Source organism: Pseudoalteromonas sp. SG43-5 (genome assembly GCF_014164345.1).
Lineage (GTDB): Bacteria > Pseudomonadota > Gammaproteobacteria > Enterobacterales > Alteromonadaceae > Pseudoalteromonas > Pseudoalteromonas distincta.
In genome coordinates this window covers 15,254-39,076 of the sequence record NZ_JACJFA010000011.1, presented here as the reverse complement: position 1 = coordinate 39,076, position 23,823 = coordinate 15,254, and the positions used below count along the sequence as shown (strand labels likewise).

The 23,823-nt window shown below is 41.4% G+C and carries 19 protein-coding genes; 9 read left to right on the top strand and 10 right to left on the bottom strand.

What is annotated here, in order from left to right:
- Nucleotides 1-76: 76 nt before the first annotated feature.
- The 8 genes from H5161_RS20155 to H5161_RS12520 form a co-directional block, all read right to left on the bottom strand.
- Nucleotides 77-355: a hypothetical protein gene (locus tag H5161_RS20155; protein ID WP_259398699.1), complete on the bottom strand. Its 279-nt coding sequence runs from the start codon at nucleotides 353-355 to the stop codon at nucleotides 77-79.
- Nucleotides 356-1,111: 756 nt separating this feature from the next.
- A complete protein-coding gene (locus tag H5161_RS12550) occupies nucleotides 1,112-1,825 on the bottom strand; it encodes a hypothetical protein (protein WP_182769434.1) in 714 nt (237 codons plus the stop codon).
- A gap of 139 nt (nucleotides 1,826-1,964) precedes the next feature.
- Nucleotides 1,965-3,755: an alkaline phosphatase gene (locus tag H5161_RS12545; protein WP_182769433.1), complete on the bottom strand. Its 1,791-nt coding sequence runs from the start codon at nucleotides 3,753-3,755 to the stop codon at nucleotides 1,965-1,967.
- Nucleotides 3,756-3,766: 11 nt separating this feature from the next.
- On the bottom strand, nucleotides 3,767-5,356 hold the full coding sequence (locus H5161_RS12540; protein WP_182769432.1) for an alkaline phosphatase: 1,590 nt from the start codon (nucleotides 5,354-5,356) through the stop codon (nucleotides 3,767-3,769).
- A gap of 209 nt (nucleotides 5,357-5,565) precedes the next feature.
- Complete coding sequence (locus H5161_RS12535) at nucleotides 5,566-8,001, bottom strand: TonB-dependent receptor (protein WP_182769431.1); 2,436 nt, start codon at nucleotides 7,999-8,001, stop codon at nucleotides 5,566-5,568.
- 208 nt (nucleotides 8,002-8,209) lie between these two features.
- Nucleotides 8,210-9,949, bottom strand: a complete 1,740-nt coding sequence (locus tag H5161_RS12530) for a solute:sodium symporter family transporter (RefSeq protein WP_024594848.1) — start codon at nucleotides 9,947-9,949, stop codon at nucleotides 8,210-8,212.
- A 102-nt stretch (nucleotides 9,950-10,051) separates the two neighbouring features.
- Nucleotides 10,052-12,112, bottom strand: a complete 2,061-nt coding sequence (locus tag H5161_RS12525; RefSeq protein ID WP_182769430.1) for an alpha-xylosidase — start codon at nucleotides 12,110-12,112, stop codon at nucleotides 10,052-10,054.
- A 107-nt stretch (nucleotides 12,113-12,219) separates the two neighbouring features.
- Nucleotides 12,220-12,987 (bottom strand): sulfite exporter TauE/SafE family protein, encoded by a 768-nt coding sequence (locus H5161_RS12520; protein WP_024595864.1) that lies wholly within the window; start codon nucleotides 12,985-12,987, stop codon nucleotides 12,220-12,222.
- Nucleotides 12,988-13,167: 180 nt separating this feature from the next.
- Between H5161_RS12520 and H5161_RS12515 the strand changes: the two genes are divergently transcribed.
- The 8 genes from H5161_RS12515 (at nucleotide 13,168) to H5161_RS12480 (ending at nucleotide 19,687) form a co-directional block, all read left to right on the top strand.
- Nucleotides 13,168-13,917 (top strand): GntR family transcriptional regulator, encoded by a 750-nt coding sequence (locus H5161_RS12515; protein ID WP_024595865.1) that lies wholly within the window; start codon nucleotides 13,168-13,170, stop codon nucleotides 13,915-13,917.
- A 215-nt stretch (nucleotides 13,918-14,132) separates the two neighbouring features.
- Complete coding sequence (locus tag H5161_RS12510; RefSeq protein WP_076925524.1) at nucleotides 14,133-15,095, top strand: aldo/keto reductase; 963 nt, start codon at nucleotides 14,133-14,135, stop codon at nucleotides 15,093-15,095.
- Between the two features lie 9 nt (nucleotides 15,096-15,104).
- A complete protein-coding gene (locus tag H5161_RS12505) occupies nucleotides 15,105-16,100 on the top strand; it encodes a TauD/TfdA family dioxygenase (RefSeq protein ID WP_182696072.1) in 996 nt (331 codons plus the stop codon).
- A complete protein-coding gene (locus tag H5161_RS12500; RefSeq protein ID WP_182716672.1) occupies nucleotides 16,100-17,104 on the top strand; it encodes a YeiH family protein in 1,005 nt (334 codons plus the stop codon). Before H5161_RS12505 ends, H5161_RS12500 begins: the two co-directional genes overlap by 1 nt.
- Nucleotides 17,105-17,530: 426 nt before the next feature.
- Nucleotides 17,531-17,740, top strand: a complete 210-nt coding sequence (locus H5161_RS12495) for a cold-shock protein (RefSeq protein ID WP_024595869.1) — start codon at nucleotides 17,531-17,533, stop codon at nucleotides 17,738-17,740.
- Nucleotides 17,741-17,926: 186 nt separating this feature from the next.
- Nucleotides 17,927-18,136, top strand: coding sequence for a cold-shock protein (locus tag H5161_RS12490; protein WP_007580429.1), 210 nt, complete (start codon nucleotides 17,927-17,929; stop codon nucleotides 18,134-18,136).
- Nucleotides 18,137-18,367: 231 nt separating this feature from the next.
- Nucleotides 18,368-18,616 carry a DUF3297 family protein gene (locus tag H5161_RS12485; protein WP_002963088.1) on the top strand — a complete coding sequence of 83 codons (249 nt, stop codon included), beginning with the start codon at nucleotides 18,368-18,370 and terminating at the stop codon, nucleotides 18,614-18,616.
- 168 nt (nucleotides 18,617-18,784) lie between these two features.
- On the top strand, nucleotides 18,785-19,687 hold the full coding sequence (locus H5161_RS12480; protein ID WP_182769429.1) for a homocysteine S-methyltransferase family protein: 903 nt from the start codon (nucleotides 18,785-18,787) through the stop codon (nucleotides 19,685-19,687).
- Between the two features lie 168 nt (nucleotides 19,688-19,855).
- Here the strand turns inward: H5161_RS12480 and H5161_RS12475 are convergent, their stop codons facing one another.
- Complete coding sequence (locus H5161_RS12475; protein WP_182769428.1) at nucleotides 19,856-20,707, bottom strand: alpha/beta hydrolase; 852 nt, start codon at nucleotides 20,705-20,707, stop codon at nucleotides 19,856-19,858.
- A 141-nt stretch (nucleotides 20,708-20,848) separates the two neighbouring features.
- Nucleotides 20,849-21,265: a MerC domain-containing protein gene (locus H5161_RS12470; RefSeq protein ID WP_182769474.1), complete on the bottom strand. Its 417-nt coding sequence runs from the start codon at nucleotides 21,263-21,265 to the stop codon at nucleotides 20,849-20,851.
- A gap of 140 nt (nucleotides 21,266-21,405) precedes the next feature.
- On the opposite strand from H5161_RS12470, the gene H5161_RS12465 reads away from it, so the two are divergent.
- A complete protein-coding gene (locus H5161_RS12465; protein ID WP_182769427.1) occupies nucleotides 21,406-23,823 on the top strand; it encodes a TonB-dependent receptor in 2,418 nt (805 codons plus the stop codon).

Here is a 23,823-nt window from a genome sequence, read left to right as displayed (position 1 = left end):
CTTGAGATATGATTGCTAAACGCTCTATTAAGCCTGTAGCTGGCACTGCAACGAACATTCAATCCCTAAATAATTTTTAATAATATTTTTGTTTTTTTGAATCATTTTTCCAACGACGATAACCTTTTAAGAAGCTTTCAAAATCAGTATTTTCACCGAATGTGTTATTATTTTTTTCTGAGCATTCTAGTAAGTATTGTTCCGCAACGGCCTGCAATGATTCCTTTTTATCTATAACCCATTTTAATTCAAAATCCATATACTTAGTAATCTTAGACACGTTCATACAATGATCGAACTGCTTATCTTTTCCGAAGAAATCTTCAGATAAATTAGTTTTCCCTCCGCTAATCATATGAGCTCTAAAACAACTTGCGATAACAATTAATAACTCAGGAGGTGGATAAAGCCCAGATTCTATGAAGTATAAAAAGCTATTTAATAGATTACTTTCTACTTGTTCACACTCAATTACATTATGTAATGAGTTTTCTCTAGCATATTCCAGCTATGTTCAAGCTTTGCGTAGTATGGAAACTCATTATGTTTATAAGAAGCTTTTAAAATTTCTCTCACTTCCACTACATCTTCAAGGTGTATTTTTATAAGCGCCTGCAAAAAACACTTTCCCTTGAACTAACTCAGTCAACTCATCAATATCCATTTCTTCACCCTAATTTAAACACTAATAAAACAAGACAAATACAAACAGTAACCGTTGAAACATTCTCAACTCTCACTACGCTTAGTAGTTTCATAATCAACTTTTCCATAACTAATTAGCCTCTTTATATAGGATTAGTTTTCATTATATCGTCCTTTTAAAGAAGCAAAGAGCCATTAACTTAAGCTAATATCATTAATGAATGAGACTCTAGCTTTATTTTTATTACAAAGAGGCTGTAAATCTTGGTCGCGTACCGATATTAAGTAACGTCTGTTTTATCAAAAAAGAACCTCCGTCGATATGTTAACTTTGAAAATACGAAAAAAGGTATTTGATTAGGTTATATCTGTGGCAGGAATTTAGGGAAGCTCTTTCAGTGCTACTTGTAGCTCATAGCCAGTCATTCTTTCAGCTATGAGCTACTACATTTAAAAACGCTAAAACCTAGTGGTGATGCCCGCCTTGAATAGCCTCGCCCTGCTGGTTATAAAAGCCAGTTGCGCCGTGCTCTATAAAACCAAGGTTTATCATTTTAGCTAAAAATGGGTCACCTTCGTTATCGCCAATGTCGGCGTAATCGGTGGTTTGAAAGCGATCCCACTGTGCAAATTGAGCGGTAATTAGTGGCTCATCAGTGCTTACATTGTTCAGGCTAAGTAAGGTAGTTGTTTGGCTTTTTTTGTTACTAATACTAAATGTTTTAACTAATTTTGAATGCGTAAAAAAGGCGAGGTTAAAGTCGTTGCCATTTTCGCTCAGTGTATAGTTTTTTACTTCATCACAGCCGCTGCCTTGTGTGCTTACTAGGATCATTTTTTCGATTAGGTGGTTATCCACCAGCTGGTTTTTAGCACTCCAGTTTTGTACGCCGCGTACCTCAGATGGTTGGTATTCAATACCGCGTTGCTGGGCATTAAAGTAACGTATTGGTCGTATTTGATTATTAGCTAAGTGCTGCCAAAGCTCGGTGATTACTTCACTTTGATGCGCTACTTGCTGATCGTTTCGCCAAAGGGTAAGTGACTCGCTACTTTGCTGCGCTTTATGGCTGTTGGTAATTTTATAATCCGCTTTTAAATGCTTGGCATCAATATCACATTGCGAGGCAAAGCTACTTGTACTTACAAGCGTGGCAATTATTAATAACGCTTTTTTCATTTAGCTATCTCTTATTTATATTTCAAGTTTATGGCAATAACATAACGATTATAAATGTCAGTTTAATGACAAAAACCCCGCACAGTATGCGGGGTTTTTTATTTAGATATATTTAACTAAATTTATAACTAGCCGGTATTTATTGCGCTAGTTTTTCGTCTGCTGTTTTTACAAAGTCAGCTGCAAAGTCCATTACATGGAATAAAAAGCTTTGCTCGTTTGTGCCTGTTACCAAGTGTGCACCTGGGCCCATTGCATAAACGCCAACATCTTCACCGGCATGTGTTTCTGAGCCCATTGGTACCAGTGCTTCTTGATGAAAACCAGGTGTTGTTGTATCGACATCTGTTAAATCAACACGCCCTGTAACCGGTGCAAAGGCATAACCTGCATCGGCATCAGTCTCGCTACCTAGGTTTCTAAAGCCACCACCATTGGTGTAACCAACCGTTGTATAAGGCATATCGTCGGCGGCTAAGCTTGGCTCAGTTTCGCCCACGGCAACCACTTTACCTAAAATTGGGTTACCGCGTTTAGGGTAACCGGCAATGGTAAATACATGGCTGTGATCGGCTGTTACAACAATGAGTGTTTCTTCTGGGTTGGTGTTTTCCATCGCCACTTTAACGGCTTTAGCAAGCTCAATAGTGTCGTTTAACGCGTTATAAGCGTTACCCGCATGATGCGCGTGGTCAATTCGACCCGACTCAACCGTTAAGAAAAAACCTTGCTCGTTGTTATCAAGCACGTTTATTGCTTTTTCGGTCATTTGTGAAAGCGAAGGTTCGCCTGCAACATCGTTTGCACGGTCAGCTTCGTACTGCATGTGGGACTCATTAAATAAGCCAAACACTTTAGTGGCGTCGTCACTTATTGCATCAAAACCGGTTTGATCCATTACGTACGTGCCATTTGGATATTGCGTTTTCCACTCTGCGGTTAAGTCGCGGTTATCTGTACGATCCCCTTCAACAGCACTTACTGCATCGGTTGAATTAAACGCAGCATCTTTTGGTAAAAAGTGACGACGACCGCCGCCCATTACTACGTCAATACCGTCTACATCAACACCACTAAAGCGTGCTTCTAGATTGGCTTCAAAGTTAACCAGTTGCGATGCAATGTCTTCACACGTTGCAGCACTTTCTGGCATATCGGAGATATCTTCCCAGTTACGCTCTGCCGATTTAGCATACGTTGCAGCTGGTGTTGCGTGAGTAATACGCGCTGTAGAAATAATCCCTGTTGCTTTACCTGCAATTTCAGCAAGCTCTAACGAGGTAACAAGTTCGTGCCCTTTGCCTGATGCACAATTACCACGCTCAACCGCTTCATCAATACCAATAACGCCTGCGTCGGTTTTAACGCCCGATGCCATTGCGGTCATAGTGCCTGCCGAATCTGGCGTTTGCGCATCTACGTTGTATGTTTTTACAAAGCCCGAAAAAGGCATAGTTTCAAAGCTTAACTGGTGATCTTCACCCATTTCGCCCTCTAACTGACCCGCTAAAATACGTGCTGCGGTTATGGTAGAAATACCCATACCATCGCCCACAAATAAAATAACGTTTTTAGCTTTGCCTGATTCAGTAACAATGTTGCTACTTGCTGTTTGTGCAGCACCTAATTTTGTTTGTGCTTCACTAAACCATGCATTACTAGTAAGCGAGGCTAATTGCTCGTTTGTGAGCGACGTTGCAGGTGCATTACACACTAAATTAGTTGAGTTAACTTCGTCGCTATCTAGCACGTCGTTATTATTGGTATCTGCGCCTACTTGAGTCTCTACACCGCCATTAATGCACTGCTCAGAGCCCACTGCAATAGCGTTATCTACTGCGATAATATTGTTTTCATTTTTGTTATCGTCACTCGAGCAACCTGCTAGCGCGACCATTACTGCTAAAGAAAGTACTGTTAATTTGTTCATGTTAGCCGCCATTATTGCTGAGTTAGTTCAAGAGCTTGATTAATTAGATGAAACACTACGTTTTGTTCAATTACGCCTTGTGCTAGCTGAGCACCTGGACCTTTTGCATGCAGTGAAATATCTTCACCCGCGTGTGTTTCTGAGCCCATTGGTACTGTTGCTTCTTGGTGAAAACCTGGGGTTGTTGTATCAACGCCATTTAGCTCAACACGCCCTGCAACAGCAGCACTTGTGTAACTTGCATCCGCATCAGTCTCACTGCCCAAGTTTCTAAAACCTAAACCATTTGCGTAACCTACGGTGGTGTACGGCATATCGTCGGCAGCTAGGCTTGGTGTCGTTTCGCCTACTGCAACTACTTGACCCAAAATTGGATTGCCACGCTTAGGGTAGCCTGCAATAGTAAATACATGGCTGTGATCGGCGGTTACTAAAATAAGGGTTTCTTCAGGATTAGTGTTATCTACCGCTGCTTGCACGGCTTTAGCAAACTCAATGGTGTCGTTAAGCGCGTTGTATGCATTACCTGCGTGGTGCGCGTGGTCAATTCTTCCCGACTCAACCGTTAAGAAAAATCCGTTATCGTTTTTACCAAGCACTTCAATTGCTTTAGTGGTCATATCGGTAAGCGAAGGCTCGCCCGCTACATCGTTTGCGCGGTCAGCTTCGTATTGCATGTGGGATTCGTTAAATAAACCAAATACTTTAGTGGCGTCGTCTGCTATTGCATCAAAGCCTGTTTGATCCATCACGTACGTAGCATCTGGGTATTGTGTTTGCCACTCAGTTACTAAGTTGCGCTCGTCAGTACGGTCGCCTTCTATAGCGCTTACCGCGTCTGTTGAGTTAGCTGTTTCGTCTTTTGGTAAAAAGTGACGACGACCGCCACCCATTACAAAATCCAGACCGTCTACGTCGGTACCTACAAATCGTGCTTCTAGGTTTTTTTCAAAGTTAACCAGTTGCGATGCAATGTCTTCACAGCCACCCGTTACAGCATCTTCAGGCATATCTGATACATCTTCCCAGTTACGGTCAGCCGATTTAGCATACGTGGCAGCAGGCGTTGCATGAGTAATACGTGCTGTAGAAATAATACCGGTAGATAGCCCTTTAATTTCAGCCAATTCGGTCGCGGTAAGTAGCTCGTTACCTGCCACTGTTGAACATACGCCGCGTTCAATATCTTCATCTACACCAATAACGCCCACATCGGTTTTTACACCCGAAATAATAGCCGTCATCGTGCCTGCTGAATCGGGCGTTTGAGCATCTACGTTATACGTTTTAACTTGTGCAGAGTATGGGAACTCTTCAAAGCTTAAATAACCTTCTTCGCCAGATTGGTTATTACGCTGCCCTTGTAAAATGCGCGCGGCAGTAAGAGTAGATATACCCATGCCATCGCCCACAAATAAAATAACGTTTTTAGCTTTAGTGGCTTGTGTAGCCTGCGCTTGTGTTGTTTTTGTTGTTAGTTTAGTTTGCGCAGCGCTATACCAGCTGCTGTCTGTTTGGCTTTGCGGTAGTACATCAGCATGGCTCACTGCGCTAAACGTAAACGTTAGCGCGATTGCCGCAGCGACTTTTTTAATTTTCATCCGTAATTCCCATTGTTTAGTGGTTATTTTTTTGAAATGTGTAAACACAAAAAAGATCAACCGCTGCACTATAGAAAACAGATGTGACTGATAAAGGTAATTTTAATGAAAGTAAAATGACTAAACTATTACAAAGATAAGTCACAAAAAAAACGCAACGTGTAAAACGTTGCGCTTGTAGGGAAATTATTAAGAGAATTATTTAAATATTAAAAACGTGCTTTAAACGATACTCCAAAGTAGCGCTCAGCATCACGTGGTATTTGGTAACGGAAGTTATCGCCACTGTAGGTAGTTGCGTAGCTTTCATCGGTTAAGTTTTTAGCAATAAGCGACACTCTAAACGCGTCATCTTTAAACGATAAACCCACACTTGCATTTAAAATACCGTAATCTGGTAACAAAGCGGCTGGGTTAAATTCGCCTACGTTGTCTGGTAGGTCTGAGTATTGCTCGTCGGTATAAATGTAAGAGCCATTTATATGTACGTTAAAGCCATGGTCGGTTTCAATAAAGTAGTCAGCCGTTAGTGAGTATTTTAAATCTGGCGAAAATGGTACATCTAAACCTGAGCGGTCAGTACATGAACCTGCGGCTACCTCTGCCGGACAATTAAACTCGTCAATTTCAGCTTTAATGTAAGCAACACCACCGGTAAGCGTTAGCGACTCTGTTGCAGCCCACATAAAGTCAACTTCAACACCTTGCGTACTTACATCACCCGCATTGGTTAAGCGCGTAATACAAGTGCCGTCTGAACAGTCAAAGTTGTTAGCTTGAAAGCCTTCAATTTCGGTTCTGAAAAACGCCATGTTAAATACAAATTCGCGACTTGCGTATTTGTAGCCTATTTCATAAGCGTCAGACTCTTCAGGTGCTATTTCGCGACTATCGGTTTCTGGGTTAAAATTATAATAAATATTAAAACCAGGGCCTTTGTAACCTTGCGAGTAAGTGCCGTATACCATTTGGCCATCGCCTAAATCGTATTGCATACCTAAACGACCCGATACGTTGGTTTCTTCGGCTTTACCTTCATCATCTGTATTAAGTGTTGCTGGGCGCACGCCTACACCGGTGCGGCCATATACATCATTACTTACACGGCGATGCGTGTAAGACACTTCATCGTCGGTGTAACGAATACCAAATAATACGCGTAAATCTTCAGATAAATCGTAAGTACCATCGGCAAAAGCGGCCCAGTTATTAAATTCTGTGCTCATAAAAGCAGTGGCCGATACAATATCGTTTGCGTTACAGCTAACGCCTAGGCCTTGTGTGTAACCTTCTAAATCAGCAAGCGCTGTATCAAGTTCAGCGCCCGATAAGTTATTTTGCGCGTAAAAAGCCATTGCGCTATCAAGCTGGCCACCATTATTTTGACAACTAGCATCACGAGTAAAATTACGTTGTGAATCCATGTTCCAATAAAATAAACCAGCAACATAGTTAAATGGCCCAGCTAGGTTTGATGTAACTCTAAATTCTTGCGAAAACTGATCCCATTGCTGTGCACCTAAATCGTGTAATTGAAACGGCGCGTCAAATACCGGCTCGCTGCTGTCGCCAGCAATAGAGGTAAAGTCGCCTTCACGGTACTCTGTGTTATCCCACGAACGCTGCGCTGTAATTGAAGTATATGTATAGTCGCCAATTGTTTTATCAACTTGTACTGAAAACGCGCTATGTTCGTCAATTGTGCGCGACTCGTAATCGTGATCAACGCTGCGTTGGTCTAAATCAATATCGGCTACGCCATCAACAATACCGTTACTATTTGGTACTGATTTTGAATCTGGATTACGGCCACTTGGTAGTGCTTCTAAGTCGGCACAACAATCATCGTCAGCGTTATAAAATTCAGCAATAAATTTTACGCTTAAGTCATCCTCTGGCTCGTATTTAAATACAGCACGTGCACCTTCACGGTCGTAACCGTTTACTTTTTCGTTGTTGTAAACGTTATCAATGTAACCGTCAAATTTACCTTTAAATACCGTTAGGCTTGCCGCTAGGTCGTCGGTTAAACCGCCGCTTATAACGCCTTTAAAACGGTATTCGTTATCTTGATAAAACGAGGTTTCTACGCTGCCTGTTGTGTCGTACGAGGGATCTTTTGTTGTTATGTTTACCACACCTGCTGAGGCGTTTTTACCAAACAATGTACCTTGTGGCCCGCGTAATACTTCAATGCGGTCTACGTCGTATAAATCGGCAAATGCTTGACCCGAGCGGCCAAGCACCACGCCATCAACAACAGTTGCTACACTTGGCTCGGCAGCAATACTAAATGAAATAGTACCAATACCGCGCACTGTTAGCGCTGAGTTACGGGTTGTGGTGCCTTTTCTAAAGCTAACTGAAGGGACAAGTGACTGTAAGCCTTCCATGTTATTAGCAAAAGCTGAATTAATTTGATCGCTATTAAGTACCGATACCGCAACAGGTACTTCGTTTAAACTTTGCGTTCTTTTTTGTGAAGTAACGACTATTTTTTCAAACGTATCGTTTTTAGCTGTTTCTGTTTTTTGTTGTTCTTGTTCGGTTTGCTCTTGCTGCGCATGTACCTGCGCGCTTAATGCTAAACCGGTTGTCATTGCTAACGTGACTGCCAAGCTTAAGACGGACTTTTTAGCTCTCATGTCATTCTCCATATTGTGCGTGTGTGCTGTGTGGTACCGCGCTAGCAATTGTGTGTGTTGCTAATAAAACGGTGTCAGTGTGTGGTACTTTCCTTAAAGCTCTTATATCTTATATAAGAGCTTTAAATTTAAACAAACTATCTTATTAATGCAAACATTATGTGAATTAAATGTGATTTAAGTTTGGTATACAGAATATAGCCGCAGGTTATGCGGCGTTTTTAGCACCAATACGCGCTAAGCTATTTTCGTAACTAACCTGCCAACGACGTACACTCCACCAGCTAAGCACTAAGGCTGTAGACCATACAGCAGCTAAACTTGGTACAAAGTACACACTGGTTCCACCAACCAATCCGAGTGGCGAAAATAATATATATAAGCTAACAATCAAGCTTACTAATACAATTGCGCAAGGTAATGCGTATTTCCAAGGGTTAAGGTCTACCTCAGCTTTGCGTGTAAATTGCCATGGTGTTTTAAGTGGTTTGTAGTAACCAATACCCAGCATTATCACCAATTCAATTAAGAACAAAATGGCGTAAATATGAATAAAGTTAATGTCTACATCCCATACAAATTTAAGCAAGGTGTAGGCAATAATATGGAATATAATCGCGACTTTAGCGCCCAGTGCAGGCACTTTTCGAGTAAACAAACCTACCAATACAATTGTGATGACCGGAATGTTGTAAAATCCTGTAAACACACGAATTATGTGCCATAAACCTTCAGGTGCGAACATCAATAATGGCGCAGTTATAAACGACAATATGGCAATAACAATACTAGTAATTTTGGCTACTTTTATAAGTTGGCTGTCTGTTACCTTATTTTTTTTCATTGGCTTATAAACATCTAAGCAAAATAAGGTCGCCGCGCTGTTGAGCAATGAATTAAATGAGCTAAATACAGCACCTAGCAATACGGCCAAAAAGAAGCCAGATAAATACTGTGGAAGCACTTCTTTTACCAAATGTGGGTAAGCTAAATCGATAGTTGGCAGGCTTTCGTGTTTATAAAGATGGTAAGCAATAACGCCAGGGATCATCATCATAAACGGTACTAGCACTTTAAAGTACCCTGAAAACAACACCCCTTTTTGACCTTCAACTAAGTTTTTAGCGCCCAATGTACGCTGGATCACATACTGATTAGTGCCCCAATAAAACAAATTAGCTAAGATCATCCCTGTAAAAATAGTGCCAAATGGCACGGGATCATCGCTACTACCAATAGCATTGAGCTTTTCTGTGTCGGTGTTTACTAGGGTGCTTAACCCTTCTGAAAAACTACCATCACCCAATGCAATTAAGCCCAGTGTTGGCACTAAAATACCAATGATAAGTAACCCAACACCATTAATAGTATCTGATACCGCAACCGCCTTTAAACCACCAAATACAGCATAAATAGCCCCAACTGAGCCCACTGTAATAATGGTCACAATTAGGCTTGATTGGTAGCTCATATTTAATAAGGTGGGTACATCAAAAAGTCTAAGTACGGCTATTGATCCTGAGTACAAAACAGAAGGGATCGTTATAAAACAATACCCTACCATAAATAAGATCACCGTCATGCGTCGTACGGTATCGTCAAAACGATCCCGTAAAAATTCAGGTAAGGTAGAAAACGCGCCCGCTAGATAACGAGGCAAAAAGATCAACGCCATAATAATGGTTGATACTCCTGCGGTTACTTCCCACGCCATTGAGCTTAGGTTGTAACCATAGGCTGAGCCATTAAGGCCAATTAGTTGCTCGGCCGATAAGTTAGTGAGGATCATTGACCCTGCTATAAATGTACCTGTTAACCCACGACCCGCTAAAAAGTAGCCATCTTGGGTGTTAACTTCCCCTTTGGTTTTTTGGTACGAGATATATCCCACCAGCGCCATAAACGCCAAGCACGATAGCAGTGTCATGGTAATGTTCATACCTTCCATCTTGCGCCCCTTTTAGCTTACTTTACTCGGTAAAAAGTAAGCTAATATCTTTATTATTGTGTGTTGTATGTGTGTAGTGTGTGTTTTTTATTAAGCCGAGATTTATTTAGGCCATGCTGTTAATTGGCTCATGTCTTGTTCTGTGTGTTGAACCTCTGGGCCAAGCATTAGGCTGTCGCCTTCGCGTACAAATACTGCCATTTCTTCAAGTGCGAGTGTGTGCTCGTAGTACTTACCACCTTCGTAAGATTGTTTATCAGGAAAGCGAATCCAGTTGCCTTGTGGTAAATAAAACTTCACTTTACCGTTTGGTACGACACAAGGCACTACTAACAATTTTTCACCGCACATAAATTGCTGATCAAAACTATGCGCTAGCACATCATCAGGAAATGCTAAAACCATTGCACGCTGAATTGGCAAGCCAGTTTGCTGTGCTTGTATGGCACTTTGCTCTAAATAAGGAATAAGTTGGTAGCGCAATTTAAGCGCTGCAAATACCGCATCACTTGCTTGCTCGGTGTAAGACCACGGTTCGCGAGGACCAATACCGTGTAAGCGCATATGCGCACTAAATACCGACGCTTGCGCCCAGCGCACGTAAAGTTCTGCATCGCGAGTGTCTTTGTAAAAACCGCCAATGTCGGTTGCAAAAAATGGCCCGCCCGACATGCCCCACGCTAAGCTGCCGCGAATACTCGCTGCTAAACCTTGCCAATCGGCCTGCGGGTCGCCGCCCCACTGTGCAGGAAAACGTTGGCTGCCAGTCCATGCTGAACGGCTAAACAAAAATGGCCCTGTTTTACAGTATTTTTCGGCGGCCTCAAAAACGCAGCGGTTATACAACATGCTGTAAACGTTGTGTAATCTTATGCCGCTGTCGCCACTGTGCGATACCATGTTTTCGTCTTCTAGCTGTTCGCCAAAGTCTGCTTTTATCATATCTACGCCCAGCTCAAACAATGGCTTGTGCGATTCGAGCCAGTATTCGTAAGCGTCGGGGTGAGTAAAATCTAAAATACCCGACTCTGGTAGTGGTGTAAGTACTTCGCCAAATGGGCTTAAATCCCACTCGTATTGATACGCTTTACCGGTGCGTTTATCTTTTATAAGCCAGCCATTTTCGGCCGCTTTAGCAAATAATGGATTATTTACCGAGATCATCGGGTATTCCCATACGCAAATTTTAAAATCCATGGCTTTTAGTTCATCAAGCACTGGTTTTGGGTCGGCGTAGCGTGTTGGGTCCCATTCAAATGCAAAGCGGGTGTCGGTGTCTTGCCATGCGCGGCCATCAAGAGTAATTACGTCGCACGGCATATTTTTAGCACGCACTTCGCGGGCAACACTCAGTAATTCGTCAGCATCTTTGTAATAGGCTTTTGATAAAATAACACCAAAGCTCCACTGCGGTGGCACCGGTGCAAAACCTGTTAGCTCACAGTAACGGTTAATGCTTTGAGCAGGTGTTTGTTCTTGATATAAAAATACATCTAGCGCGTCATCTTCAACTAAACATACATATGCGCGTTGCGACCACAGTGCGTAACCTACGCCATGAGTTACCGGTGCAGGTGTATGTACAAATAAGTTCCAGCCTTCTGGGCTCCATGCATACGGGGTGTTTTTATAAGACTTTTCGGCGTTAACACCTAGCGCATCGTGGTTGTATGAACGAATAAGTTGGCCGCGTTTATCAAGCTTGCCCCACTTTTCGCCAAGACCATACACGGCTTCGTCATAGTTAAGCTCTAAGCTTAGTATCCAGCCGTTATCAGTTTTAGCCAGTGGCGGTAAACGATGCTGGCGTACAAAGTGGCCATCGGTTGCTGATTGCTGCACTAGCTCATCGTTTTTATAAAGTTTGAAATGAAAAGGGTCGCAGTAAAACTCTAGGCGATATTCGCCACCACTTACACTGTAATCATTATTGTTTTTGCTAAGTGTGAGGGGGTATTCTGATGGGGTTGTGGTTAATATTTTAAACTGCTCGTCATGCGTGGTGCCTGTATTTAAACGTAAACCAAACTGGCTTATCGTTACGCTAATATCACCAAACTGAGTGGGCAAAACCAACACATTACCTTGTAACTTTGGCTGTGCGGTTAAGCGTGCTGGTTCTATTGCGTTCCAGTCTGGCTCACGTAATTCAAATGCATTCATGGGAGTTCCTTAACCAATTATTAGTCTTGTATAAGACACAAGTTAAATAATTGTAATCCCCATGTCAACGTAAATAAACTCAAGATGAATTATTTACATCGCAATTTTTAAAAAATGCCAGGTGCCGATGTAGCCACCAGCGATACGCCGCTCAGTCCTAGTAACGTAATAGCTATAATGCGTATCCATTTAGCGTCAACGTAAGGCGTTAATTTACGAGCAAAATGCGTAACTAACAACACTAAGGGAATAGCCGCTGCAATTAAAAACATAATGTCGAGCCCCGGCAAAGTACCAAATAAGGCGATACCTACACGTACTAACCCGCCGATAGTAAATACCGCTAATAACGTACTGCGAATAGCTTCAATAGACCAACTTTGTTTATAACACTGAAACACAAGCGGCGGCCCTGAGGTTGAAAACAACCCACCAAGTAATCCACTCACCCCTCCAGCTATTAAAAACGAACGAGGGCGGCTTTGTTTATTAGCACGATCGCGGCCAATCAGCATTAAAGCGCAGCACAGCAGAATACTTACACCTAAAATAAAGTTTAAATAGTGTGTTAAATGCGACGACATAAACTCAAGCAGCACAAAACCTATCAGCATTAACGGTATACCGGTATACAACATAAGTTTTAGCTCGGGTACTTTTACCGAACTGCGGTTTTTAACGACCACGGTTGTTGAATTAACTAACCCTAGCAAACTCACTAAAAATGTAGTTGCCGTAAGTGGCAATACATCAAGCAACGTAAAGCTTGCAACCACCAGCAACCCAAAGCCAAACCCGCTAAGAGTTTGCATTACAGTGGCAAGGCTTAGGCACAGCGCCATAAGCAAAATGAGTTCAAAAGAAATACTGAGCACTTTTAATTTCCTAAGGGTGAGCTATTGTAGTGTAACGATTTGTTTTTAGGCATAATGTATATTTTGCGCCTATTAAACATTACAGCAGTAGTTCACGTTTAATTGAGCTAGCGCAAATATGCGTAAAAGGTTTCACCTATGCTATAACTACAGGTGGATTAAATTTAATGGTAAATAATAATGAGTAACTCTATGTTTGATCACAAATTAAGTGGCCCAAGCTTGGCTTTTCAACCACTTTACTTACAAGTGGCTGATTATATTAAACAGCTCATTGTTGAAAGACGTTGGGTACCTGGCGAAGCACTACCAAGCGAATTTCGCCTTGCTGAAGAATTTAACGTAAGCCAAGGTACAGTTCGTAAAGCACTAAACTTATTAACCGACAATAAAATAGTAACTCGTCGCCAAGGCGTTGGTACGTTTGTATCAGAGCATACTGCGCAAGATGCCTTATTTAGGTTTTTTCCGTTACAAGCAGACGGTAAAGGTGCCGATTTGCCAAAGGCTGAACTGCTATCGGTTGAGCTTTGTGCAGCGCCAGTTGAAGTAATAGAAGCGTTACAACTCAATAAAAAAGACAAAGTTACCAAGCTTGTTCGTAGGCGCATTCTTAATAACGAATTTTGCATGAGCGAAACTATATACCTACCACAAAGCTACTTTCCTGATATACATCAAAGTAGTGATATTCCGCATACATTGTACCATTACTATCAAACCAAATTTAACCAAACTGTACACAAAACCCAAGACAGTATTAAAGCTGTACTTGCTACAGCTGATGATGCCAAAATGCTTGCTATTAAAGCTGGCGACCCACTGCTGTTGGTATCACGAATTACCGAATCAATCGAAGGTAAGCTAATTGAATACCGCCAAAGCAAATGCCGTAGCGATCATTACCACTATCAAATTGAACTTGATTAATTAAAAGCGTGTTTAGTGCTAAAAACTCACTTTAGCGCATAATAATTAAATATTTTTTAAAGGCAGCAAACGCTGCCTTTTTGCTGCCTGTAGGTTTTTTAACCCACCCATTTACTACTTTGCTGTTAACACAGTATTGACACTGTTTGATTCGTATAATAACTTACGTCTTATACAAGACCAAAGTCATTATGCATTTTTAACAGGAATTCCCAATGAGTTCATTAAATAATATCCCTCCAGTAGGGTTCGGTTTATGGAAAGTAGCACAAGAAGATTGTGCGCAAACGGTATACCAAGCCATTAAGGCAGGTTACCGCCATCTTGATTGCGCATCAGACTACGGTAACGAAGAACAAGTAGGCGATGGCATAGCCCAAGCAATAAACGATGGTTTATGTACTCGCGAAGAATTATGGGTAACATCAAAACTGTGGAATACCTTTCATGCACCAGAGCATGTTGGCCTCGCGATTGATAAAACACTGAGTGATTTAAAGCTAGATTACCTAGACTTATACCTAATTCATTTTCCGATTGCGCAAACATTTGTGCCAATAGAAACCCGCTATCCACCAGAGTGGTTTGTTGACCCAGACGCGCAAAATCCACAAATGGAGCTGGCAAAAGTGCCGCTATATTTAACGTGGCAAGCAATGGAAGAGCAAGTACATAACAACAAAGCTAAACGCATTGGAGTATGTAATTACTCAAGCGCACTGCTTCACGATTTAATGACCTACGCAAATATCAAACCCGCTATGTTGCAAATTGAGTCGCACCCTTATTTAACGCAAGAGCGATTAGTAAGATTAGCTAAGCAGTACGATATTCCGGTTACTGCGTTTTCACCACTGGGTGCGCTTTCATACCTTGAGCTAGAAATGGCTGATAAAACTGAATCAGTTCTTGAGCAAAGCGTTGTTAAAGCGGCCGCACACAATCATGGCAAAACGCCAGCACAAGTAGTTCTTCGTTGGGGCGTGCAACGCGGCACTGCCATTATTCCAAAAACTTCAAAACTTGAACGCATGAAAGAAAATCTCGCACTGTTTGATTTTGAATTAACAGAGCAAGAAATGGCGCAAATTTCTGCGCTTAACAGTAATCGCCGATTTAACGACCCTGGGCACTTTTGTGAAGCTGCCTTTAACCGTTTTCACCCAATTTACGATTAGGAACATACAATGTCAGCTACCGAAATTAACTACGCCTCAGTGCCAACTCAATTAACATTCGATGATTCGGTTTTTCCGTGCATTGTGGTTAATAGCAATAACGCCAGCACCGTTGAAGAAGCGGTAGCTTTCATTCGCGCGAATAAAAGTGAATTGGCTACAAAGCTTCGCAGCTCAGGTGCTGTGCTGTTTCGTGGCTTCCCGGTAAATAGCGCCGAAACCTTTGATACTTTTTCAGCAGGGTTTGATTACGACAATTTTACTTATAAAGAGTCTCTGTCTAACGCGGTACGTATTAATTTTACCGAGCGTGTATTTACAGCCAACGAAGCGCCAAAAGATGTAGAAATATACTTACATCACGAAATGGCGCAAACGCCTATTTCGCCCAGTAAGTTATTCTTCTTTTGTAAATCGGCCGCAGAAGAAGGTGGTGCAACACCTCTTTGCCGATCAGATAAGTTATTTAGCGCATTAAAAGAATACGATAGTAAACTTGCCCATGATTTTGAACACAAAGGCCTAAAATATACCACCTATATGCCAGCCGCTGACGATGCAACATCAGGCCAAGGTCGCAGCTGGAAAAGTACGCTAAGTGTAGAAACCAAAGACGAAGCACATAATAAATTAACCGAACTTGGTTACGAGTGGGAATGGCTTGAAGACGGCTCACTAAAGGCCGTTACACCGGTGCTGCCTGCTGTAGTAACTCTTGAAAACAATGTACAGGTTTTTTATAACCAACTGATTGCCGCTTACATGGGCTGGAAAGGTGTACGCGATAACCCATCAATTGCCATTACCTTTGGTGATGGTAGTGCCATTCCTAAAGCAGGACTTGATAAAATTGTTGAGCTTTCTAAAGTATTTACCTTTGATCTTGCATGGCAAGACGGTGACGTTGCTTTAGTTGATAACGAAATGGCTATGCATGGTCGTCGCCCTTTTACAGGTGAACGTAAGCGCCAAGTATTAGTAGCACTTACCGCAGCAAAAGCGTAATGCAGCGTTTAAGTGGTAAATTAAGCAGTAAAATATCACCTTTATGGCAAGGCGCCAGCATTGCTGCAATGACTGGCCTTGCCGCCTTATTTTTGAGTGAGCATTACGGCGCGCCAGCCATGTTGTTTGCTTTGTTACTGGGTATGGCAGTCTCATTTTTGTATCAAAGCGATAGCCCTTGCGCCAAAGGTATCGATTTTACCGGCACCACGGTTTTGCGTGTAGGTATAGTACTGCTAGGCACACGCATAGCGCTGGGAGATTTAGTAACACTGGGTTGGCAAACAGCACTTATGTTAGCGGGCGCCATATTTACCACTATTATTTTAGGTGTAGTGCTAGCGCGCGTATTTGGCTTACAAAAACGCTTTGGTGCACTAACAGGTGGCTCGGTTGCTATTTGTGGAGCGTCTGCTGCGCTGGCTATCTCGTCTATTATGCCAAACAGCGAGCATAAAGAACGCGATACCCTATTAACCGTTATTGGCGTAACAGCTATGTCGACTATCGCTATGATCCTCTACCCTATCGTGGTTAATTATCTTGAGTTTGACGCCCATAATGCAGGCGTATTTTTAGGTGGCACAATACATGATGTAGCCCAGGTAGTGGGTGCAGGTTATTCGGTATCACCCGAGACAGGCGATATAGCAACTCTAACTAAGCTAGTACGTGTTGCAATGCTACTACCCGTTGTACTTATTATGATGGTTGTTATTAATCACTCAAATAAAGAAAAACACGGAGAGTTACCTAAAGTACCTGGGTTTTTAATTGGCTTTGTAATACTTATGGTAATAAATAGCTGCTTTTCAGTTCCTACAATAGTACTTGAAACCGCTAACGAACTTTCGCAGTTCTTTTTAATTGCTGCTATTTCAGCCATAGGTATGAAAACTAATTTAGGAAAACTAACCGAAGTAGGTATGAAACCCATTATTTTAATTGTGGCTGAAACACTTTGGATTGCGTTATTAATACTTGGATTTGTAATTTGGAGCTAAAGAATTACATTATTTAGGGTATATCTCAAAAAAAATTAGTAGGTAATTAGGTCATGTTTTAACCAATTAAAAGCTGTATTTTGCCTACTTTAAAACTACGCACAAAAACAGGCTTAACGTATTGATTAAACAAAGCTTACCTTTATTTTAAAAGTATAAAATATCATCTTAATCATAACTAATTAGTTAAAAAAACAACAAACAAATAAAGTACTTACTCTAAAATAAATTTACAATAGGGCTTGGTATATACTTTAATTTACTGTTATCCTGCCTCGCATCGGGTTGACAGAAAACCCTATTTATTTGTAAGTACCACGTTGTTTTAGTAATAATCCTTCGCGTTATCCTCAGTTAAATGTATGTTTTCTTCCTGTTAAATTGCCTAATTTAAGGCGCACTTTTATTAATCCTTAGGATACTATTATGTCTACAACTACAACTGGTACAGTTAAATTTTTCAACGAAGCAAAAGGTTTTGGTTTCATCGAGCAAGAATCTGGTCCTGATGTTTTCGCACATTTCAGCGCAATCTCTGGCGACGGTTTTAAAACTCTAGCTGAAGGCCAACGTGTACAGTTTACTGTTACACAAGGTCAAAAAGGTCCACAAGCAGAAAACATCGTTAGCATCTAATTGCTTTCGTTAAAATGGGTTAGCAATAACCCATTTTGAATACTAGTTTGAAAGAAGTTTTGTTTTATTTGTTAGTACCGAGTTGTTTTAGTAATAATCCCACGCGATATCCTCAAGTTAACTATTTTTTCCGGCTCAATCGCCTCTTTTCAGGCACACTTATATTAATTTTTTAGGATACATATTATGTCTAATACAACTACTGGTTCAGTAAAATGGTTTAACGAAGCAAAAGGTTTTGGTTTTATCGAGCAAGAATCTGGCGCAGACGTGTTCGCACATTTCAGCGCGATCTCTGGCGACGGTTTTAAAACTTTAGCTGAAGGCCAACGTGTACAGTTTACTGTTACTCAAGGTCAAAAAGGCCCACAAGCCGAGAACATTGTTAGCATCTAACTGCTACACAATTTAATGGGTTAGCAATAGCCCATTAATATACTTATCTATATAATTTTTAGTCAAATATCGTCAAAATCCCCTTCTATACATATTTTCCAAGCGCCATCTCATTTGTATCCGCAACTCATTAATTAGTGCATTTTTAAACACATTTACTACTATCTCTCTTGAGCGAAAGCTTTGTATTGCCTACAATAGCGCATACTTCATTCAATATAGAATATGACCATGAACGACACTACCGCAAAACCTGCTTTACCAGATCGCCTTTCTATTAATCCACGTAGCCCACATCATGTGGAAGAAGTTTTTGAACACGATATTGGTATCACGTTCAACGGCAAAGAGCGTTTTGATGTTGAAGAATACTGCATCAGCGAAGGTTGGATAAAGTTTGCATCTCCAAAAGGCCTTGATCGTCGCGGACAACCACTTTTACTTACAAGAAAAGGCACTGTTGAAGCCTTTTATAAGTAAGCTAATACTACTTACTAAAAAAGCGACACCATATTGGGTAGTCGCTTTTTTTGTGCCTTTTTAATAGGTTGAGCTTTTTTCATGCCCAACCTGATGAAGTTTCATTATGATTTTTTAAAAAATATGTTTGAATAGCGCCATATTATTTAGACATATAGAAGTCCATAAGTGAAAAAGGTAACAATTTTAGATGGCGGCATGGGACGTGAACTTAAGCGCATTGGCGCACCGTTCTCACAGCCACTTTGGAGTGCACAAGCACTAATAGAAGCCCCACACTTTGTAGCACGAGCTCATCAAGGCTTTATAGATGCAGGCGCTGAAATAATTACGGTTAACAGTTATGCCTGTGTGCCCTTTCATTTAGGTGAAGAACGCTACGAAAGCCAAGGCGCGTTACTCGCAGAGCAAGCGGCGCTTATTGCTAAAGAAGTAGCTCAAAATGCTAAACAAAGTGTATTAGTTGCAGGGTCATTACCCCCTGCATTTGGTTCATATCGCCCCGATTTATTTGAAAGTAAACGTGCTTTTACTATTTTAAATACCTTATACAATGCACAAAATCTCCATGTAGACCTCTGGCTTGGCGAAACAATATCGAGTATTGAAGAAGCACAAGTAATGGCAAGCGTACTTAAAGGCTCAACTAAGCCATGTTATTACGCATTTACCCTAAGTGACGAAGTAACTGAGCAAGCGACACTTCGCTCTGGTGAGCTGGTAAGTGACGCAGTAACGGCTTTGCTTCAACAAAATGTTGCTGGTATTTTCTTTAACTGCTCAATACCTGAAGTTATAGATCAAGCCTTTAGCGATACCAACGCAGTATTAGCCAAGCAAAATAAAAGTGTTGTTTTAGGGGCGTTTGCTAATGGCTTTACACCTATAGCACGCGATTACAAAGCCAACGAAGGCTCACAAGCGTATCGCGATATTTCACCTTCAGAATATCTAGACTTTGCTAAAAAATGGCACAGCCAGGGCGCAAGCATTATTGGTGGCTGCTGTGGTATAGGCCCTGAGTTTATTGAAGTGCTGGTAAACTGGAAAAAGAAACTTGAAAGCGCCTAAGCTTTTAGTGCTTTTTAGGGCTTATTGGCTACACCAATCGTGTTAAGTTATTAGGCATTTATAGCGACAGATAAATAGCGTGATAACAAGGCATAAATATCGACATGTAGCTGTTCTACATGAGAAATTTATAACGCTGTTAGCGCTCTATTTAGCACGTTAGAATGATTAAATATTTAAGTCGATTGGTGTCATTCCCAACACCCAATCAAGCCCTTGTATTGCTGTAGTAGGAAATGCGGTTGCATGGCTCGCCCCTTCAATAACAACGCTTTTTAATTCAATATTGTCACTGCTAAGTGCATTAATTTTTTGCGTTAATAGCTTTGCCCCTGCCACCATATTTTGCCCTTCACCAAAGCTTGGCGTTTCCTTTGCCCCTACCGATATATAAACCTTTGTAGGCACTTTAGGCTTATGTGCTTGTAGCGCTAAAATCGCATTGTTATTAAACCAAACTGATGGGCTGCCAATTATATAATTGTTAAATAAATCAGGCATCGTAAATAAAATAGTCACGCCAAATAAACCGCCTAAAGAATTACCTATATAAGTTTTTTGTGTGCTACTTGCTCGGTAGTTACTTTGTATAAATGGCAGTACAGTATTTTTTAAAAACAGCGCATGGTTTTGCGCGTTACCGGTTTGTTTTTTCCAGCTTTGAGCCTTGTTTGGGGTGTAGTCTCTAATTCGGCTATTAGACCCTCTGGAGCCTTTTTCGTAGCTAATGGCCACAATAATAGCCTCCTGCATATTGCCGCTATTCATAGGAAACAGTGTAGCACCCGCCACAATAGGAAACGTATACGGTGCATCGGTTAAATAAATAACCGGATATATTTTTTCAGGCTGCTTTTTATATGACTTAGGGAGCTGAATAAAAACAGGGTATACCCGTTTAGTAGCAGGCTCAGTTAACTCAATAACACTACTTCTAGGGATTTGGTACGGGGTATTTGCGCTTAATTTAAAACACATTAAAGCGCAGAGTAACAGCAAGTATTTTAAAGCAGTATTCATTTATATTAATTAACCTAAGCCAAGCGTAATAATCGATATTGAATGACTACTTTAACTCACTTTTAGCTTTAGGCTATTAAAAAACAAAGTTAAATATTGAAAGGCAGTGCTACATGTTAGCTGTTTGTAGCACTGATAACACTAAGCTATCTGATCAGATTCAGCGCTTGAACACGGGCAGTTATCGTCATTTTGTTTAAGGCATTGTTGGTAATTAAACCAATGAGCTACAGCAATAAAGGCCGACCCAATTAAAGTAAACGCTTTTTCGGCGACCTCATGTCCTAGCAATACCGCACATATCATAAAAGACAGCCCAATAACGCCGCAGGCCATATAACGTTTAAGCTTATGCTTTTTACAGCCTAAGCTTAATGCCAGTAAACTGGTGGGTAATACCGCTGCAAGAATCCATAAATGAAATTGTTCACTATCTATTTGCAATACGGCAAAGCTTGGTAATAACGCTAAAATAACCGGGGTTGCAAAACAATGTACTGTGCACATTACCGATAACCCAATTGCCATACGATCCATAACACTTTGACTCAACTTCATTATTTCCTCTACTAAATCAGTGTCTCCACTCAAAACGTTACTTTTAAAGAGACATTTTAGTAACAACAGTTAATTGCTATTGATACATTATAACATTTCCCACATAATTGATATAATATAACATCCACCAAAGTAGTCAAATGAAACGTAGATCACAATTAGCTGTTCTCATAGCAGCTTTATTGCCGGCTAGTGTGCTGGCATCCACAATTGAAGGCGTTGTTTTAAACAACAAAGGTAAAGTAGTTACCAATGCAACGATAGAAGTTGAAGGCTCAGATCTTAAAGTAGCCACCGATAAAAACGGTAAATTTGTAATAACCGAGCTAAAAAATGGCTTAAAAGAGCTACATGTTGTAGCCCCTGGCTATGCTCACCTTCATCGCGATATAACAATAACGAATGATGAAAACCAATCAGTTACGTTTAATTTAAAGCGCTCACCTATTGAAGTTATTGATATTGAAGCAACCCCTATTCATATGTCGGCAATGGAATCTGCATCGCCTGTTAGTGTTTTATCTGGCGAACAACTAAGGCGCCAACAAGCCGCAACCCTTGGCGATAGCCTTGAAAAACTCCCAGGCGTTAATACAAATTTTCACGGAAAAGTAGCCAGCACACCTATTATTCGTGGCTTAAGCGGCCCGCGTGTACTCATTACTCAAAATGGCCTTGATGTCAGTGATGTATCTCGCGTTGGCCCCGATCACTCTGTTGCATCGGAGGCGTCTACCGCACAACAAATTGAAGTTTTACGCGGCCCAGCAACACTGTTTTATGGCAGTGGCGCAATTGGTGGCGTAGTAAATGTGGTAGATAACCGCGTACCAACCGACAGTACAACACGCGGCGAGTGGAACGTAGAACATAACTCTGTTGATAACCAAAAAGTGGCCTCGTTTAATGCCACCACTGGCACAGACTCGGTGGCATTTTATGCCGATGCTTTTTGGCGTGAAGCTGATGACTACGAGGTACCTGTAGCCGCAGCTATAGATAACGACGGTGAAGGCCATAGTGGCGATTACAAAGTTGAAAACAGTAATGAAGAGTCTGATGGTTTTACTGTTGGCGCTAGCTATTTAATGGATAACGGCTTTATTGGCTTAGCAGTAGAGCAATTTAATCGTCAATACGGTATTCCAGGCCATACGCACGGCGAGGAAGAAGAGGAAGAACACAGCGACGAAGAAGAAAGCGTATTTGCTGATTTAGAGCAAACTAAAGTGCAATTATTAGGTGAGTACAACCTAGATAATAAATGGCTAAACAAAATAAATCTCCGCGCTGGCCATACCGACTACGAACACGCTGAAATTGAAGGTGGCGCTGTAGGCACCACATTTAAAAACGAAACAAACGAATTACGCATAGACCTACTGCATAACCAATTTAACGAATGGAATGGCGGTATTAGCTTTCATTACAAGCAAAGCGATGTTGAAGCACAAGGTGAAGAGGCCTTTACTCCTCCATCAGAGACCGAAAGCTTTGCTGTAGCGTTAATGGAAGAAAGGCACTTTGGGGATTTTTTAGTGCAGTTAGGTGGGCGTATTGAGCGTGTAACAATTAAAGCAGGCGACGTATTACTGCCAAATATTAACGCTCACGCTCACGCACATGATGAAGAAGGAGAAACCGAAGAGCATGATCACGACCACGAAGAAAGCGCAGAAACCACTCGCGTATTTGACGTAGAGCATGAATTTACGCCAATCAGTTTATCGGCAGGGGTAGTATGGGATTTTACATCTAACTATAATTTAGGACTTTCTGTATCGCGCTCTGAACGTGCGCCCTCTGCCTCTGAGTTGTTATCGTTTGGGCCGCATATTGGTACTGGCACCTACGAAGTAGGCGCACTATCCGATTTAGATGACGATGGACATTTAGGTTTATCTGATCAAGCAATAGATCTGGAAACAGCCAATAATATCGATTTAACCCTACGTAAAACTCAAGGCGATGTTGGCTTTATTTTAAATGCCTTTTACAACCAAGTAGATAACTACTATTACCAAATAGACACTGGTTTATACGCCGAAAGTGGACACGACCATGGCGATGAAGAAGAAGGCGCTGACGAACACGACCATTCATCAGAGCTACCTGTTTATTTATTTAAAACAGACGACGTAATTTTACACGGTTTTGAAGCGCAAATTGCGTGGCAATTAACCGATGAATTTAAAGTAGATTTATTCTCTGATTACGTGCGTGCACGCCTTAAAGACGGCGGCGATTTACCCCGTACACCACCGCTTCGTTTTGGTAGCGAGTTAAGCTATCAAACAGATAAATTAAGTGCGCATATTCACGTTACTCGCTATCAAAAGCAAGACCGCACAGCCCCACAAGAAACAGCCACAGGCGGTTACACATTGGTTGATGCAAGCATCTCTTATGACCTTTCAGTATTAAACCAAGATATGTCTGTGTACCTACGAGGCACTAACTTAACAGATACAGAAGCACGCGTGCACAGCTCGTTTGTAAAAGATATAGCACCACGTCCAGGGCGTAGCTTTGCGCTAGGCATTCGCGGTTATTTTTAA

Excerpts from the sequence above, each read along its gene's own strand:
- H5161_RS12470 (WP_182769474.1), bottom strand. The coding sequence starts at position 21,265 with ATGAAGTTGAGTCAAAGTGTTATGGATCGTATGGCAATTGGGTTATCG.
- H5161_RS12550 (WP_182769434.1), bottom strand. The coding sequence starts at position 1,825 with ATGAAAAAAGCGTTATTAATAATTGCCACGCTTGTAAGTACAAGTAGC.
- H5161_RS12535 (WP_182769431.1), bottom strand. The coding sequence starts at position 8,001 with ATGAGAGCTAAAAAGTCCGTCTTAAGCTTGGCAGTCACGTTAGCAATG.
- H5161_RS12515 (WP_024595865.1), top strand. The coding sequence starts at position 13,168 with ATGAGTAACTCTATGTTTGATCACAAATTAAGTGGCCCAAGCTTGGCT.
- H5161_RS12530 (WP_024594848.1), bottom strand. The coding sequence starts at position 9,949 with ATGGAAGGTATGAACATTACCATGACACTGCTATCGTGCTTGGCGTTT.
- H5161_RS12485 (WP_002963088.1), top strand. The coding sequence starts at position 18,368 with ATGAACGACACTACCGCAAAACCTGCTTTACCAGATCGCCTTTCTATT.
- H5161_RS12465 (WP_182769427.1), top strand. The coding sequence starts at position 21,406 with ATGAAACGTAGATCACAATTAGCTGTTCTCATAGCAGCTTTATTGCCG.
- H5161_RS12500 (WP_182716672.1), top strand. The coding sequence starts at position 16,100 with ATGCAGCGTTTAAGTGGTAAATTAAGCAGTAAAATATCACCTTTATGG.
- H5161_RS12490 (WP_007580429.1), top strand. The coding sequence starts at position 17,927 with ATGTCTAATACAACTACTGGTTCAGTAAAATGGTTTAACGAAGCAAAA.
- H5161_RS12495 (WP_024595869.1), top strand. The coding sequence starts at position 17,531 with ATGTCTACAACTACAACTGGTACAGTTAAATTTTTCAACGAAGCAAAA.
- H5161_RS12525 (WP_182769430.1), bottom strand. The coding sequence starts at position 12,112 with ATGAATGCATTTGAATTACGTGAGCCAGACTGGAACGCAATAGAACCA.
- H5161_RS12510 (WP_076925524.1), top strand. The coding sequence starts at position 14,133 with ATGAGTTCATTAAATAATATCCCTCCAGTAGGGTTCGGTTTATGGAAA.
- H5161_RS20155 (WP_259398699.1), bottom strand. The coding sequence starts at position 355 with ATGATTAGCGGAGGGAAAACTAATTTATCTGAAGATTTCTTCGGAAAA.
- H5161_RS12505 (WP_182696072.1), top strand. The coding sequence starts at position 15,105 with ATGTCAGCTACCGAAATTAACTACGCCTCAGTGCCAACTCAATTAACA.
- H5161_RS12475 (WP_182769428.1), bottom strand. The coding sequence starts at position 20,707 with ATGAATACTGCTTTAAAATACTTGCTGTTACTCTGCGCTTTAATGTGT.
- H5161_RS12545 (WP_182769433.1), bottom strand. The coding sequence starts at position 3,755 with ATGAACAAATTAACAGTACTTTCTTTAGCAGTAATGGTCGCGCTAGCA.
- H5161_RS12540 (WP_182769432.1), bottom strand. The coding sequence starts at position 5,356 with ATGAAAATTAAAAAAGTCGCTGCGGCAATCGCGCTAACGTTTACGTTT.